This window comes from Streptomyces sp. NPDC002588, assembly GCF_040295925.1.
Lineage (GTDB): Bacteria > Actinomycetota > Actinomycetes > Streptomycetales > Streptomycetaceae > Streptomyces.
Genome location: NZ_JBEOWF010000020.1, coordinates 94434 through 110077 on the forward strand (window position 1 = coordinate 94434; position 15644 = coordinate 110077).

The 15644-nt window shown below is 73.6% G+C and carries 15 protein-coding genes; 14 read left to right on the forward strand and 1 reads right to left on the reverse strand.

Translation table 11 applies throughout. From position 1 onward, the window contains the following. Nucleotides 1-36: 36 nt before the first annotated feature. Nucleotides 37-1236, reverse strand: a complete 1200-nt coding sequence (locus tag ABT057_RS23670; RefSeq protein WP_352345553.1) for a pyridoxal phosphate-dependent aminotransferase — start codon at nt 1234-1236, stop codon at nt 37-39. A gap of 120 nt (nt 1237-1356) precedes the next feature. Between ABT057_RS23670 and ABT057_RS23675 the strand changes: the two genes are divergently transcribed. The 14 genes from ABT057_RS23675 (at nt 1357) to ABT057_RS23740 (ending at nt 15641) form a co-directional block, all read left to right on the forward strand. Then, complete coding sequence (locus ABT057_RS23675) at nt 1357-1626, forward strand: hypothetical protein (protein ID WP_352345555.1); 270 nt, start codon at nt 1357-1359, stop codon at nt 1624-1626. Between the two features lie 416 nt (nt 1627-2042). After that, entirely contained in the window at nt 2043-2579 is a 537-nt protein-coding gene (locus tag ABT057_RS23680) for a DUF2617 family protein (RefSeq protein ID WP_352345556.1), read from the forward strand. A gap of 90 nt (nt 2580-2669) precedes the next feature. Next, nucleotides 2670-4271 carry a polyamine aminopropyltransferase gene (locus tag ABT057_RS23685; RefSeq protein WP_352345557.1) on the forward strand — a complete coding sequence of 534 codons (1602 nt, stop codon included), beginning with the start codon at nt 2670-2672 and terminating at the stop codon, nt 4269-4271. Between the two features lie 99 nt (nt 4272-4370). Further along, on the forward strand, nt 4371-5123 hold the full coding sequence (locus tag ABT057_RS23690; RefSeq protein WP_352345558.1) for an SRPBCC domain-containing protein: 753 nt from the start codon (nt 4371-4373) through the stop codon (nt 5121-5123). 43 nt (nt 5124-5166) lie between these two features. Beyond that, nucleotides 5167-5955, forward strand: coding sequence for an aldose epimerase family protein (locus ABT057_RS23695; protein ID WP_352345559.1), 789 nt, complete (start codon nt 5167-5169; stop codon nt 5953-5955). A 10-nt stretch (nt 5956-5965) separates the two neighbouring features. Continuing rightward, a complete protein-coding gene (pyrE, locus tag ABT057_RS23700) occupies nt 5966-6520 on the forward strand; it encodes an orotate phosphoribosyltransferase (protein WP_352345560.1) in 555 nt (184 codons plus the stop codon). A gap of 146 nt (nt 6521-6666) precedes the next feature. After that, nucleotides 6667-7698 (forward strand): class II fructose-bisphosphate aldolase, encoded by a 1032-nt coding sequence (fbaA, locus tag ABT057_RS23705; RefSeq protein ID WP_352345561.1) that lies wholly within the window; start codon nt 6667-6669, stop codon nt 7696-7698. A gap of 70 nt (nt 7699-7768) precedes the next feature. After that, on the forward strand, nt 7769-9247 hold the full coding sequence (locus ABT057_RS23710) for an MFS transporter (protein WP_352345562.1): 1479 nt from the start codon (nt 7769-7771) through the stop codon (nt 9245-9247). 115 nt (nt 9248-9362) lie between these two features. Further along, nucleotides 9363-9776 (forward strand): DUF3151 domain-containing protein, encoded by a 414-nt coding sequence (locus ABT057_RS23715; protein WP_352345563.1) that lies wholly within the window; start codon nt 9363-9365, stop codon nt 9774-9776. Nucleotides 9777-9919: 143 nt separating this feature from the next. Continuing rightward, complete coding sequence (locus ABT057_RS23720; protein WP_352345564.1) at nt 9920-10759, forward strand: tryptophan 2,3-dioxygenase family protein; 840 nt, start codon at nt 9920-9922, stop codon at nt 10757-10759. After that, nucleotides 10752-11999 (forward strand): kynureninase, encoded by a 1248-nt coding sequence (gene kynU, locus ABT057_RS23725; protein WP_352345565.1) that lies wholly within the window; start codon nt 10752-10754, stop codon nt 11997-11999. The genes ABT057_RS23720 and kynU overlap by 8 nt, the downstream gene beginning before the upstream one ends. A gap of 236 nt (nt 12000-12235) precedes the next feature. Beyond that, nucleotides 12236-13132 carry an alpha/beta hydrolase gene (locus ABT057_RS23730; protein ID WP_352345566.1) on the forward strand — a complete coding sequence of 299 codons (897 nt, stop codon included), beginning with the start codon at nt 12236-12238 and terminating at the stop codon, nt 13130-13132. 315 nt (nt 13133-13447) lie between these two features. Next, complete coding sequence (locus ABT057_RS23735) at nt 13448-14404, forward strand: alpha/beta hydrolase (RefSeq protein ID WP_352345567.1); 957 nt, start codon at nt 13448-13450, stop codon at nt 14402-14404. Then, nucleotides 14397-15641 (forward strand): acyltransferase family protein, encoded by a 1245-nt coding sequence (locus ABT057_RS23740; RefSeq protein ID WP_502973955.1) that lies wholly within the window; start codon nt 14397-14399, stop codon nt 15639-15641. The genes ABT057_RS23735 and ABT057_RS23740 overlap by 8 nt, the downstream gene beginning before the upstream one ends. Nucleotides 15642-15644: the final 3 nt, after the last annotated feature.

Genomic DNA, 15644 nt, shown 5'->3' on the forward strand with positions numbered 1-15644 from the left:
GCCGCGCCAAGGACGACTGGCCCCATGGAGCGGCGGTCAGTGCGCGAACGCCTTGCGGAGCCGTTCCGCCGCGTCCGCCAGTACCTCGACGCGTTTGCAGAACGCGAACCGAACGTATGGTGCGCCGGCCTCTTTGTGGTCGTAGAAGACGGCGTTGGGGATGGCGACGACACCCGCCCGCTCAGGCAGGGCGCGGCAGAAGGCGAGGCCGTCGGCCTCGCCGAGGGGCCGAATGTCGGTGGTGACGAAGTAGGTGCCGGTCGGCCGGAAGACGGTGAAGCCGGCGTCGGTGAGGCCCGCGCTGAGCAGGTCCCGCTTGGCGCGCAGGTCGTCACGGAAGGCCGTGAAGTAGGCGTCGGGCAGGCGTAGGGCTTCGGCGACGGCGTACTGGAAGGGCCCGGAGGCGACGTACGTCAGGAATTGCTTGGCGGAGCGGACGGCGGTCACCAGATTCGGGGTGGCCGTAACCCAGCCGACCTTCCAGCCCGTGAACGAGAACGTCTTGCCGGCCGACCCGATCGTCACCGTCCGCTCCCGCATCCCCGGCAGGGTCGCCAGCGGCACGTGTTCGGCCTCGTCGAAGACCAGGTGCTCGTACACCTCGTCCGTCACGACCAGCAGGTCCCGCTCCACCGCCAGCTCGGCGATCGCGGTCAGCTCCTCGCGGGTGAGGACCGTGCCGGTCGGGTTGTGCGGGGTGTTGACCAGCAGCAGCCGGGTGCGGTCCGTGACCGCGGCCCGCAGCTCGTCCAGATCGAGCCGGAAGCGGGCCTGCTCCGGGTCCGGGCGCAGGGTGACCGGCACCCGCGCGGCGCCCGCCATGGCGATGCAGGCCGCGTAGGAGTCGTAGTACGGCTCCAGGGCCACCACCTCGTCGCCGGGCTCCAGCAGGGCCAGCAGGGCGGCCGCGATGGCCTCCGTGGCGCCCGCGGTCACCAGCACCTCGGTGTCGGGGTCGAAGGCGAGACCGTAGCGGCGGGCCTGGTGCGCGGCGATAGCCGTCCGCAGCTCGGGGACGCCCGGGCCCGGCGGGTACTGGTTGCCCCGGCCGTCCCGCAGCGCGCGCACGGCCGCCTCCCGGACCTCCTCGGGGCCGTCGGTGTCGGGGAAGCCCTGCCCTAGGTTGATCGACCCGGTGGCCGCCGCCAGGGCGGACATCTCGGCGAAGATCGTCGTCCCGAACTCGGCGAGGCGGCGGTTGAGGAAGGGGCGCGCGCTGGAGGTCATGCCGGCCATCCTGCGCCGAAGCTCTGGACTTCCTCAAGTGAGTGTTGGCCCGTCGGAGGGGCGGGCATCCCCCGTGCACGCAGCGCCCACGGGGGGTCGCTTCGGGGGAATCGGAAGGAGGGTGACGCCATGGGTTTCGGCATCATCCTGGCGGTGATCGCAGTGCTGTTCGTGGCGTCTCTCGTCACGGGCGTCCGGAACCGCGGTTCCATGAGGTCCCGCGGCGGCAGGCTGCGCAGTGGTGGCAGCGGTTCCGGCAGCTGGTGGGCGGGAGGCGGCGACAGCGGCTCGTCCTGCGGCTCCGGCGGCCACCACGGGGGTCACTCCTGCGGCGGAGGGTCGTCCTGCGGCGGCGGCTCGTCCTGCGGCGGAGGCGGCGGATGCGGTGGAGGCAGCTGACACGGGGCAGCTGAGCTCCCTGTGGGGGAGCCGCATCCGGACCGCGGGGGCGCCCCTGACCAGGGCGCCCTGCGGTCGTACCACGCACCGGCGGCCGCAGCGTCTACCCGCGGCCGCCTCTTTCATGTGGGGCGCGCGGGGGCACGTCCGGGTCGTCCGGCGCACGACTGATTGAACAATTGAGCTGTGAGCCCCCCGAGGGATGGAAACCCTACGAACTTGGGTAAAAAGGCTGTGGCGTCGCCACCGTTCATGATTCCCTCTAGAGCACCAACGCAGCCCCTCGGACCCCTACGGACGTCCCGCGCGGACGTCCTTCCCGGACCGGGCCGGCCGGGGTCGATCTCCCGGTGTCTACCGGGGCCACCGGGGTGCGCCACCTTCCTCCTTACGTTGCTTCTCCGCGGAGCCGATCCATGCTCACGACCCTGAACACCTCCTACAGCGACACGCGCGCGGCCGATCTCGCGTGGGCCCTGGGGCGCGAGCCGCTGCCCGCCCTCGCCACGCTGGACCTCGAACTGTCCGGTGCCAAGCTCCAGTTGAGACTGCTCGGTGCCTCGCACCAGGTGCTGCTCGAGGAGGAGCAGGGCTGTTGCTCGGAGACGGTGGCGTGCCTTCCCGGCAGCAGCACCCCGCTCCCGGTGGGCGTCGCCAAGCGGGTGGGTGACTGGGAGTACGAGTTCGCGGCGCGCGTCGAGGAGCTGACGCCCAGCCAGTTCGAGGGCCGCGCCCAGGAGTTGCTGGCTCTGGTCTCCGACCACCCGCACGGCCTGGTCGGCGTCTTCCCGGGCAGCCCGCACGCGTTCACCGCGCTGCTCGCCCAGCGCCACGAGGGCCATGTCCACTGGCGCACCTGGCACGCCTACCCGCAGGACGGACAGCTGGTGGCGACGCGGACGAGGGTCGGCATCCGGGTCCGGCCCGATGGTGCCGGCCCGTCCGGCGTTTGACGGCGGCTCAAACGTACGAGGCCCCCGACGCTGCCGAGTTCACACGTGTGGGTGACGAAGCCGTCGCGCGCCGTAACGTAACGTCGCAGGGTGATCGAACCGCACGCCCCGGCCCCGGCCCCGCCCGGCGCCCCGCCGCCCCGGCGCCGCCCGGCGAGGCTCCCCGTCCGGCCGGACGTCGGGCGGTTCCTGGTCCTCGCGTGCGTGTTCGTCTGCGCGGCCTGCGGACTCGTCTACGAACTCGAACTCGTCGCCCTCGCCTCCTACCTGATGGGCGACTCCGTCACCCAGGCCTCCGTCGTCCTGTCCGTCATGGTCTTCGCCATGGGCATCGGCTCCCTCGCTGCCAAACGGCTGCGCCGCTACGCCGCGGCCGGCTTCGGCGCCCTGGAGGTGGTCCTCGCCCTGGTCGGCGGCTGCAGCTCCCTCGCGCTGTACGCGGTGTTCGCCTGGACGGGCGACTGGGGCGGCCTGTGGGCGGACGGCCCGCGCGTCCTGCTCGTCGCCTTCTCCCTCGCCATCGGCCTGCTCATCGGCGCCGAGGTCCCCCTCCTCATGGAGCTCATCCAGAGCGTCCGCCGCCAGGACGCGGGCGGCGCGGTCGCCGACCTGTTCGCCGCGGACTACGTCGGTGCGCTCGTCGGCGGCCTGGCCTTCCCCTTCCTCCTGCTGCCCTTCCTGGGCCAGCTGACGAGCTCCCTGCTGACCGGCGCGGTCAACGTCGTGGCCGGCGGCGCCCTGGTCCTCGGCCTGTTCCGACGCGACCTCGGCCGCCGTGCCCGCTGGCTCCTGCCGGTCGCGGGCGTCACCGTCCTCGGCCTGCTGGCCTCCGCCGCCGTCCTCGTCGACGACTTCGAACGGGCCGCACGGCAGGCGGTCTACGGCGACGACGTGCGCGCGGCCCTGCAGAGCGGCGTGCAGGAGATCGTCCTCACCGGGGGCACCCGCGGCCGCCCCCTCGGCCTCTACCTCGACGGCCGCTTACGCGTCGGCGGTGACGAGCGCCGCTACCACGAGGCCCTCGTCCACCCCGCGCTGAGCGGCCCGCACGCGCATGTGCTGATCCTCGGCGGCGGGGACGGCCTCGCCGCCCGCGAGGTGCTCACCCACTCCGGGGTCCGCCGCGTCGACCTCGTCGCACTCGACCCCGCCCTGGTCCGCCTCGCCCGCACCGACCCCGCCCTGGCCCGCCTCGGCGGGCACGCCTACGACGACCCGCGCGTCCATGTCACCACGGCCGACGCCTTCCGCTGGCTGCGCGGGGCGCCCACGCCGTCGTACGACGCCGTCGTCGCGGACCTCCCAGACCCCGGCATGACCGCGAGCACCAAGTTCTACTCCCAGGAGTTCTACGGCCTCGCCCGGCGCGTCCTCGCCCCCGGCGGACGGCTCGTCGTGCACGCGGGGCCGGTGACGGGCCGGCCCCGGGCCTTCTGGACGGTGGAGGCGACCCTGCGCGCGGCGGGCCTGCACACCGTCCCGTACCGGGTTGCCGGCGGCACCTCCCGCGGCCCCCGCGACTGGGGTTTCGTCCTGGCGGCCGCCGGCACCCGCCCGCCCCTGCGCCTCGACCCCCGCGAGCGGCCCCCGCGCACCCTCACCCAGGCGGGGCTGACGGCGGACGCGCGGGCGGTACGGCGGACGAGAGTGGCGGGGGTGCGCGCTTCGACGCTGGTGCATCCCCGGTACTGACCGGTGCGCCGACCGGTGCCGGCGGGACCGGCGCGATCGTCCCATCCGGTACGCCGTTCGTAAGGTATTCGCGTCGCCCCCTGGGTAGGCTCGGCGACCATGGAGCATGAGGTGTTCGTTCCGGTTCCGGCCGAGCGGCTGCGGGCGGCCCTCGCCGACCCCGCGCAGGTGGCCCGCGCCGTGCCCGGCCTCCAGCAGGACGCCGGCACCGATCCCGTCGCCGGGCGGCTGAAGGTCCGCATCGGCGGTCACACCATCACCTACCGCGGCGCTGTGCGGGTCCTCGCGCGCGAGGACGGCACCTACGCCGTGGAGGGCGACGCGGCCGAGGCCCGCGGCAGCGGTTCCGTACGGCTCGCGCTCGTGCTGGCGCCGCGCGACACCGACGCCGGTACGACCCTGCGCATCGAGGGCACCGCGTCGGCGGACGGCCGGGTCGCCGAGCTGGCCGAGGAACAGGTGACCGCGGCGGTGGCCCGGCTGCTGAACCGGTTCGCGGAGAACCTGGGGGCGGAGGCGGCGGCAGAGGCGCCCGAGGCGCCCGAGGAGGACGTGCCCGGGGACGCCGTACCCGATACGGAACCGGAACCGGAGCCCGAAACGACGTTCCTCGAGCCCGAGGTCCCCGAGGTCCCCGCGGAGCCGCCCGCCGAGGCCGCGCACGCGCGCCGCACGATGATCGGGCGCAGTGCGGAGGAGGTCGACCACGCCCCGCCGCGCGGACGGTACGCGCCCGTGCCGGCGCCGCAGACCGTCGTACCGAACGCCGCCCTGCGCTGGGCGGCCCCCGCGGCCGCTCTGGTCTTGGCGTCGGCGATCGTGGTGGGGCGGGCACTGCGCAGACGCCGGTAGCCACAAGGACGCGGGCGCTTGATCGCCTTAGTAGGGTCGTCCCGTGAGCGACGAAGACATCACGCTGACCGCGGGCGACGCGGAGGCGACCGTACAGCCGGGCAACGGCGGCCGGGTCGGTGGGCTCCGCGTCGGCGGGCTCGAACTGCTGCGGCAGGGAGAGCGGTTCGGGTGTTTCCCGATGGTCCCCTGGTGCGGGCGGATCCGCGACGGCCGGTTCCGGGACGGCGGGGTCGTCCACCAGATGCCGCTGAACGCCGCGCCGAACGCCATCCACGGCACCGCACGCGACGGCGCCTGGAAGACCGCCCGTGTGACGGCGGACGAGGCGGTGCTGACGTACGACCTGGTGGAGCCGTGGCCCTACCCCGGCCGGGTCACCCAGGTGGTCACCCTGACCGAGGACGGCCTCACGCTCACCATGGGCGTGGAGACGTACGGCTCGTCGTTCCCCGCGCAGATCGGCTGGCACCCCTGGTTCAACCGGAACCTCGGAGCCGAGGACGTGCAGGTCGCCTTCGACCCCGCCTGGCAGGAGGAGCGCGGCGACGACCACCTGCCGACCGGCAACCGGATCGAGCCCAAGCCGGGCCCCTGGGACGACTGCTTCGGCATGCCCGGCGGGGTGTCCGTGGCGCTGACCTGGCCCGGGCAGCTGCGGGTCGACGTGACCAGCCCCGAGGAGTGGGTCGTCGTCTACGACGAGCAGGAGGCGGCCGTGTGCGTGGAGCCGCAGACCGGCCCGCCCGACGGCCTCAACACCCTCCCGCGCCTGGTCACGCCTCTGGAGCCGCTGGAGGCCACGACGACCTGGTCCTGGTCCCGCCTCTAAGCTGGGCGGCATGACGGACGTGGATGTACGCGGCGCGCTGCTGCGGCAGATCAAGGACAAGGCCGTGGTGCACGGCAAGGTGACCCTGTCGTCGGGTCTGGAGGCGGACTACTACGTCGACCTCCGCCGCATCACCCTCGACGGCGAGGCCGCCCCGCTGGTCGGGCAGGTCCTGCTCGACCTGACCGCGGACCTGGAGTTCGACGCGGTCGGGGGTCTGACCATGGGCGCCGACCCGGTGGCGGGTGCCATGCTGCACGCGGCCGCCGCGCGCGGCCGCAGGCTGGACGCCTTCGTCGTCCGCAAGGCGGCGAAGGCGCACGGGCTGCAGCGGCGGGTCGAGGGCCCCGAGATCAAGGGCCGCCGGGTGCTGGTCGTCGAGGACACCTCCACCACCGGCGGCTCGCCGCTGACCGCGGTGGAGGCCGTGCGGGAGGCGGGCGCCGAGGTCGTGGCCGTCGCGACCATCGTGGACCGGGCGACCGGCGCCGACGAGAAGATCCGGGAGGGCGCGGGCGTGCCCTACCTGTTCGCCTTCTCGAAGGACGAGCTGGGTCTGGACTGACCAGCCGCTCGACCAGAACCTGGGCGGGGAGTGGACCATCCGCGCATCTCTGGAAAGATGGGGACGACGACGACGTCGCACCCCAAGGTCTAGGTCAGGGCCGTAATCACGCAGTACGCCAACCCGCACACTCAAGGAGCGGACGAATGCCCATCGCAACCCCCGAGGTCTACACCGAGATGCTCGACCGGGCGAAGGCAGGCAAGTTCGCCTACCCGGCCATCAACGTCACCTCGACCCAGACCCTGCACGCGGCGCTGCGCGGCTTCGCGGAGGCGGAGAGCGACGGCATCATCCAGATCTCCACGGGTGGCGCCGAGTTCCTGGGCGGCCAGTACAGCAAGGACATGGTGACGGGCTCCGTGGCCCTCGCCGAGTTCGCGCACATCGTCGCCGAGAAGTACCCGGTCACCGTCGCCCTGCACACCGACCACTGCCCGAAGGACAAGCTCGACGGGTACGTACGTCCGCTGCTCGCCGTCTCCGAGGAGCGGGTGAAGGCCGGCCGCAACCCGCTGTTCCAGTCGCACATGTGGGACGGCTCCGCCGAGACCCTCGCCGACAACCTGGAGATCGCGCAGGAACTGCTCGCCCGCGCCGCCGCCGCGAAGATCATCCTCGAGGTGGAGATCACCCCGACCGGCGGCGAGGAGGACGGCGTCTCGCACGAGATCAACGACTCCCTCTACACGACGGTCGACGACGCGATCCGTACGGTCGAGGCGCTCGGTCTCGGCGAGAAGGGCCGCTACCTGCTGGCCGCGTCCTTCGGCAACGTCCACGGCGTCTACAAGCCGGGCAACGTCGTCCTGCGGCCCGACCTGCTCAAGGAGCTGAACGACGGCGTCGCCGCGAAGTACGGCAAGCCGGCCGGCTCGCAGCCCTTCGACTTCGTCTTCCACGGCGGCTCCGGCTCCACGGCCGAGGAGATCGCGACCGCGCTGGAGAACGGCGTCGTCAAGATGAACCTCGACACGGACACGCAGTACGCCTTCACCCGTCCCGTCGCCGACCACATGTTCAAGAACTACGACGGCGTCCTCAAGGTCGACGGCGAGGTCGGCTCCAAGAAGACCTACGACCCGCGCACCTGGGGCAAGCTGGCCGAGGCCGGCATGGCCGCGCGCGTCGTCGAGGCGACGCAGAACCTGCGCTCGGCGGGCCAGAAGATCAAGTAACCCTCGGCGTGCCGTACCGGGCCCGGCGTTCGTCTGTCGACGGCGCCGGGCCCGCTGTATACCTGGGACCATGCCCGACGTCCGGATGGCCTCGCCCCAGGGCAAGTGGATCCTGCTCACCACCGTTCTCGGCTCCAGCATGGCCCTGCTGGACTCGACCGTCGTCAACGTGGCGCTCCCGCGCATCGGCCGCGACCTGGACGCCGACCTCGCCGCCCTGCAGTGGACCGTCAACGCGTACATGGTGACGCTGGCCGGGCTGATCCTGCTCGGCGGCTCCCTCGGCGACCACTACGGGCGCCGCAAGGTGTTCGTCGTCGGCGTGGTCTGGTTCGCGTCGGCCTCCCTGCTGTGCGGGCTGGCGCCGAACGCGGGCGTGCTGGTCGCGGCCCGCGCCCTGCAGGGCGTCGGGGGCGCGCTCCTCACCCCGGGTTCCCTGGCGCTCATCCAGGCGTCCTTCCACCCCGACGACCGGGGGCGGGCCGTGGGCCTGTGGTCGGGGTTCGGAGGCATCGGGGCGGCCGTCGGACCGTTCCTGGGCGGCTGGCTGGTGGACGGCCCCGGCTGGCGCTGGGTGTTCCTGCTGAACGTGCCGCTGGCGCTGGTGTGCGTGCCGGTGGCGCTGCGGCACGTGCCGGAGTCCCGGGACCGGCTCACGCACGGCCGGTTCGACGTCCTCGGCGCGGTGCTGGGCGCGCTGGCGCTCGCCCTGGTGACGTACGCGCTGATCGAGGCCCGCGAAGGGACCCTGCTGGTGGCTCTCGCCGCCGTCGCGGGGGTGGCGGCCGGGGTGGCCTTCGTGGTCGTGGAGCGGCGCCGGCCCGACCCGATGATGCCGCCGGACATCTTCGCCTCCCGCCAGTTCACCGCCGTCAACCTGGTCACGCTGTGCGTGTACGCGGCGTTCGGCGGGTTCTTCTTCCTCACCGCGGTCCAGCTCCAGGTGGTGGCGGGCTGGTCGGCGCTCGGCGCCGGTACGGCGCTGCTGCCGGCGACCGCGCTGATGCTGCTGCTCTCCGCGCGCTCCGGCGAGCTGGGGGAGCGGATCGGGCCGCGTATCCCGCTCACCGTCGGACCGCTGCTGTGCGCGACCGGGATGCTGCTGATGCTGCGGGTCGGCCCCGACGCCTCCTACGTCGCCGACGTGCTGCCCGCGGTGGTGGTCATGGGCCTCGGCATGGTGTCCCTGGTGGCCCCGCTGACCGCGACCGTCCTGGCCTCGGTGGATGTCGGCCGGGCGGGCCTGGCCAGCGGGATCAACAACGCGGCGGCCCGGGCGGCGGGCCTGGTCGCGGTGGCCGCGCTGCCCCTGCTGACCGGGATGGGTCCGGAGACGTACCGCTCGGCGACCGCGTTCGACACGTCGTTCGGGCGGGCGATGGTGATCTGCGCGGGGGTCCTGGTGGTGGGGTCGGCGGTCGCCTTCGGGACGGTACGGCGGCCGGCGCCGGGCTGTGAGCATCCGGAGTGCAGGACGCACGGCTGCGTGACGGCTCCGCCGCTGGAGGGGGAGCGGGCCGGGCCGCGGCTGGGGGACGGTGAGGGGTGAGTGCGGGGGTGGGCCGTGGGCGTGGGGCGGGGCTGGGGCGGGTGGGGGACGCGTGGAGCGCCGGTGCGGGGGACCGGGGGCGGCGGCAGCGCCCGGCGAGGTCCACACTGGTGGCATGTCGATTCACGAGAACCTCCTCGGGGGCCCGCCCCCGACCCACCTCCCCGACGACCCGGAGCCCCGCGACCTCCTCGCGAACGGCACCGCGCCGGCCGACGTCGCCGCGAAGTACCCCACGTCCTCCCTGGCCTGGGCTCAGCTGGCCGACGACGCGTTCGAGCGGGGCAGTGTGGTGGAGTCGTACGCGTACGCCCGTACGGGGTACCACCGGGGCCTGGACGCCCTGCGCCGGGGCGGCTGGAAGGGCCACGGCCCGGTGCCCTGGGAGCACGAACCGAACCGCGGCTTCCTGCGCGCCCTGCACGCCCTCGCCCGCGCCGCGCAGGCGATCGGCGAGCAGGAGGAGTACGAGCGCTGCTCGCAGTTCCTGAAGGACTCCTCCCCGACGGCGGCCCAGACCCTGGGCTAGCCCTCCTTCCGTGCGGCCCGTCCGTGATCCGGGCGGGCCTTGCGGGATCCGTCCGCGATGCGCAAGATGCGGGTGGGGACCGGGGCCCCCGTGTCGGTAACGGCAGGGGCGGACCGCTACCCGGAGTACAACAGGAGACAGCGATGTCCCACGAGGCTCACGAAACGCAGGAGCCCGAGACCCCGCATCTCGACTTCGACGGCACGACGCCGTACGAGGACTACGTCAGGGCCGATGTCCTCACCCACCTCCAGAACACCCTCTCCGACGACCCCGGAGAGATGGTCTTCCTGGTCACGACCCAGGTCATGGAGCTGTGGTTCACCGTCATCGTCCACGAGTGGGAGACCGCCGCGAGCGCGCTCCGCGAGGACCGGGTGCCGGTCGCGATCGACGCGCTGAAGCGTTCCGTACGGGAACTGGAGGCCCTGAACGCCTCCTGGCGGCCCCTGTCCCAGCTGACCCCGGCCCAGTTCAACTCCTACCGCGCCGCCCTCGGCGAGGGTTCGGGCTTCCAGTCGGCGATGTACCGGCGGATGGAGTTCCTGCTCGGCGAGAAGTCCGCGTCCATGCTCGTCCCGCACCGGGGCGCCCCGCGCGTGCACGCCGAACTGGAGAAGGCCCTGCACGAGCCGTGCCTCTACGACGAGGTGCTGCGGCTGCTCGCACGGCGCGGGCACGCCGTCCCCGACACCGTGCTGACGCGTGACGTCTCGCTGCGGTACGAGCCGTCGGCGGAGGTCGAGGCCGTGTGGACCTCGCTGTACGCCGGTGACGAGCAAGACGAACTGGCCCGTCTCGGCGAGGCGTTGACCGATGTCGCCGAACTGGTGTGGCGCTGGCGGAACGACCATCTCGTCGCCACCCGGCGCGCGATGGGCGCCAAGGCGGGCACGGGCGGCTCGGCCGGGGTGGCCTGGCTGGAGAAGCGCGCCCAGAAGAACGTGTTCCCCGAGCTGTGGACGGCGAGGTCGTATGTCTGACCGACCCGAGTTCGCAGCTCCCGGGTTCACAGCTCCCGAGGCCACAGCCCCCGCGGCCACTGCTCTCGCGGTCGTGGCGAAGGAACTGGACGCCGCCGACGAACTGGCCGTCCTGCGGGCCGAGTTCGTCCTCGACGAGGCCGTCTATCTCGACGGCAACTCGCTGGGCGCGCTGCCCGCCGCCGTCCCCGGTCACCTCGAGGACGTCGTCCGCCGCCAGTGGGGCCGGCTGCGCATCCGCTCCTGGGACGAGAGCGGCTGGTGGACCGCGCCGGAGCGGATCGGCGACCGGATCGCCCCGCTGGTGGGCGCGGCGCCCGGGCAGATCGTGGTCGGCGACTCGACAAGCGTCAACGTCTTCAAGGCACTTGTGGGAGCCGTACGGATCGCGGGCGACGGCCGGGACGAGATCCTCGTCGACGCGACCACCTTCCCCACCGACGGCTACATCGCCGAGTCGGCGGCCCGGATGACCGGCCGTACGCTGCGTCCGGTGACCCCGGCGCAGGTGCCGGCGGCGCTGTCGGACCGTACGGCGGCGGTGCTGCTCAACCACGTCGACTACCGCACCGGCCGGCTGCACGACCTGCCCGCGCTCACCGCCGCCGTGCACGAGGCGGGCGCCCTCGCCGTCTGGGACCTGTGCCACAGCGCGGGCGCGCTGCCGGTCGGCCTCGACGGGCACGGCGTGGACCTCGCGGTCGGCTGCACCTACAAGTACCTGAACGGCGGCCCGGGTTCACCGGCCTACCTGTATGTGCGCAGGGCCCTGCAGGACCGTTTCGACTCCCCGCTGCCGGGCTGGAACTCGCACGCCGAGCCGTTCGGCATGCGGGGCGACTTCGAGCCGGCGCCGGGGGCGGCACGCGGGCGTGTGGGCACGCCTGACATCCTGTCAATGCTGGCTCTGGAAGCGGCACTTGGGGTCTGGGAGGGTGTCTCGATCGAGGCCGTCCGCGCCAAGTCCCTCGCCCTGACGGACTTCTTCCTGCGGTGCGTCGCGGCGTACGTCCCCGAGGGGCGCGTCGAGTCGCTGACTCCGGAGCGTCACGAGGAGCGGGGCAGTCAGGTGGCGCTGCGCTGCGAGGACGCCGGTGACGTGATGAAGCGGTTGATCGAGCGCGGGGTGGTCGGCGACTTCCGGCGCCCTGACGTGCTGCGGTTCGGTTTCACCCCGCTGTACGTCGGGTTCGCGGACGTCGAGCGGGCGGCTCGGGTGCTGGGGGACGTCCTGGGCTGACGGATGTGTGCCGTGACCCTGCCGGCCACCGGTGTCCTGAGTGATGCCGGTGGTCGGCTGCGTATAGGGAGGTGGCTCCGGACCTGCTCTACAGAACCGTTTACCCTCACCGAGCGTGACATCCGCTTGTCCGCGCACGTCACGGGCCTGGTACCGTCCCCGCCAACGGCCGAATTCACACCTGGTCCGCCACCCCCGTACCGTCCAAAACCGTTTTGTCGCTGAGAGGTTGGAGCATGTCGGACGACGTCGTCGCTGCCCGGGCCGCCACCGAGGAGGAATCGGCCTTCTCGCACCCGCCCGTCGACCCCGACGCCACCACCGCGTACGGCGACCACCCCGACCAGGTGATCGACTTCTACGCCCCTCGGGTCCACGTCGGCCCCGGGGGTTCCGGACCGGCGTCCGCGCCCCTGATCGTGGTGCTGCACGGCGGCGCCTGGCGGGCGCCGTACGACCGGCGGCACATCACGCCCTTCGCGGACTACCTCGCGCGACGTGGCTTCGCCGTGGCCAACGTGGAGTACCGGCGGGGGGCGGCCGGGGTGTCCGGAGCCGACGCGCCCGCGGTCGCCGGGCGCTGGCCCGACACGTTCGACGACATCGCCGCGGCCCTCGACGCGCTCCCCGCGCTCGCACGGGAGGCGCTGCCGCAGGCCGACGCCCGCCGCACGGTCATCACCGGCCACTCGGCGGGCGGCCATCTCGCGCTGTGGGCGGCCGCCCGGCACGTCCTGCCCGCCGACGCGCCCTGGCGGACCGCCGGTCCCGCGCCGCTGCGGGGCGTGGTCGCGCTCGCCCCGATCGCGGACTTCGCGGTCGCGGAGAAGCTGGAGGTGTGCGGCGGCGCCTCACACCAACTCCTGGGCGGCGACGACCTGTTCGCGGAGCGCCAGCCGTACGCCGACCCCGCGCTGCTGTTGCCGACCGGCATCGCGACGACCCTCGTCCAGGGCCGCACGGACCTGGTCGTGCCGCAGGCGGTCGCCGAGGCGTACGCGGACGCGGCGGCGAAGGCGGGCGAGGTGGTCGGGCTGACCCTGCTGGAGGACGTCGGCCACTTCCCGCTGATCGACCCGCTGGCGGACGCGTGCGCGGTGGTGGGGGAGGAGATCGCGCAACTGGCGTGGTGAGGGGGCGGTTCGTGTGGTGGGTGGGCGGTGGCGTGGGTGGCCTGGGTGGCGTGGGTGGTGGGAGCGGCTCGTGTGCCGGGGCCGCGGTGCACACCCTGGTGCGCCGCACCTGTCGTACCCGTAGTACCTGAGAGCTACGTCGGAGGAGAGTCCTTCAGCGGGACGCGAGCGACGAGCGGTGATCCGTAACTTCCAAGCCAGGAAGGCCCGATGGGCGGGCGTACTGGCGGGGGAGGGGCGGGCATGGCGGGATTCGGCAGGTTCCGTTTTCCTGAGCGGCGCGGGCGGTACGGGCGGCGGAGCCGTGGTGAGGGGGTGCGCCATGGCCGGCGGCCGCTCCGGGTCCTTCTCGCGGTCCTCGTCACCGCCGCCGTGGTCGTCCCCCTCACCGCCGCGGCCCGCCCGGCCGTCCCCGCGCCCGCCCCCGCCGCCCTCCCCCCGCTGACGGCGGCGACGCTCGAGCAGGCGTACACCGCGAACCGGGCGAACGCCGCCCTGGCGTCCCGGATGGCCGCCGCGCACGGGGACCGCCATCGCGCGGCGGCGGACTCCGCTCTCGCCTCCCCCGCCCGGCAGTTCCTCGCCTTCGACGGCCGGGGCGCCGGCCGGGCGACCGAGGTGTTCGGCGACCTCGCCCACGCCGACCGTGTCGCGGTCCTCATACCGGGCTCCGACACCTCACTGGACACCTACGGCCGCTTCCGCGCGGGCGCGGCGGCCCTGTACCGGCGGCTCACCCTGCGGCCGGGCACCCGCACCGCCGTCGTCGCCTGGCTCGGCTACACCACCCCGGGCACGGTCAGTACGACGGTCACCACCCAGGCCCGCGCCGACGAGGCCGCCACGAAGCTGCGGGAGTTCCTGCGCGAACTGCGCTCCGTGACCGCTTCGGGCGTCCACGTCTCCCTCCTCTGCCATTCGTACGGCTCGGTCGTGTGCGGCCGGGCCGCCCCCGGCCTGGCGGCGGACGACATCGTCCTGATCGGCAGTCCCGGCACGGGCGCGGACTCGGCGGACGGCCTGCACACCCGCGCGCGGGTCTGGGCGGCCCGGGGAACCGACGACTGGGTGGCCGACGTGCCGCATGTCCGCGTCGACCTGTTCGGCACGACGGTCGGCTTCGGCACCGATCCGCTCTCCCCGTCCTTCGGGGCCCGTGTCTTCGCCGCAGGTGACGGCGGCCACAGCGACTACTTCAGACCGGGCTCGGTCTCCCTGGCCAACATGGCCCGGATCGTGCTCGGCGAGACTTCGGAGGTCACCCGTGCATGAGACACCGGACGGGCGTCGGCCCCGACGCACCCGAGGCATACGGCGAGTTCCGCCCGCCATACGCCGAGCCGCGGCCCGCCTCGACGACGCCACGCCCCCGCGGCGTGACCGCGCCGTCGACGCCCTGCGGGCCCTCGCGATCCTGGGCGTGGTGCTCGGTCACTGGCTGGTGACCGCCCTCGTGGCGGACGGCGACACCCTGCGCGCCGCGAGCCCGCTGGACCGGATGCCCTGGCTGGCCCCGGTGTCCTGGGTCTTCCAGACCCTCGCGGTGTTCTTCATGGTGGGCGGCCATGTGGCGACCCGCAGCCTGGCCTCGGCCCGGGCGCGAGGAGTGTCCCATCGGGCATGGCTGCGCGGCCGGCTGTCCCGGCTGTTCACCCCGGTGTCGGCGGTGGTCGTGGTGTGGACGGTGGCCGCCGCGGGCCTGCTGCTCGGCGGCGCGTCCTTCGTCACCGTGCACACCGTGGTCAAGCTGGCGCTGTCCCCGCTGTGGTTCCTGCTGGTGTTCGCCGCGTTGACGGCCGCGACCCCGCTGCTGGCCCGGCTGAATCCGCTGTGGCCGCTGGCCGTCGTCCTCCATGTGGACCTGGTGCGCTTCGGCCTCGGCGGCCCCGCCTGGCTCGGCTGGGTGAACCTCGCGGCGGGCTGGCTGGTGCCGTACACCCTCGGCGCCGCCTGGACGCGGGGCGAACTGGAGCGTCCGCGCGCGGGCCTGCTGCTGCTCGTCGGCGGCGCGGTGACCACGGCGGTGCTCGTCCTGTGGGCGGGCTACCCGGCGTCGATGGTGGGCGTGCCCGGCGCGGCGGTCTCCAACCTCAACCCGCCGACGCTGGCGGCCGTCACCTTCGGTCTCGCCCAGTGCGGACTGGCCCTGCTGCTGCGCGACAGGCTGCGCCGCGCCATGGCCCGGCCGCTCGCCTGGGCGGCGGTGGCCGCGGTGAACCTCTCCGCGATGACGGTGTTCCTCTGGCACCAGACGGCGATGATGGCGACCACGGCCACCGGCCTCCTCGTGGACCGGCTGCCCGGACTGCACACGCTCCCCGACGGCCCGGCCTGGGTCGCGGCCCGCCTGCTGTGGCTGCCGGTGTTCGCGGTCGCCCTCGTGGTGTGCCGGGCGGCGTTCCACGGCTTCGAGAGCGCCGGAGAACGGCGCGCCCGGCGGAGCGAGGGCGGGTCACGGGTGGTACGGACCGGCGGACGGGCGGAGCCGGCGGACTTGCGGCATGTCTAGGGT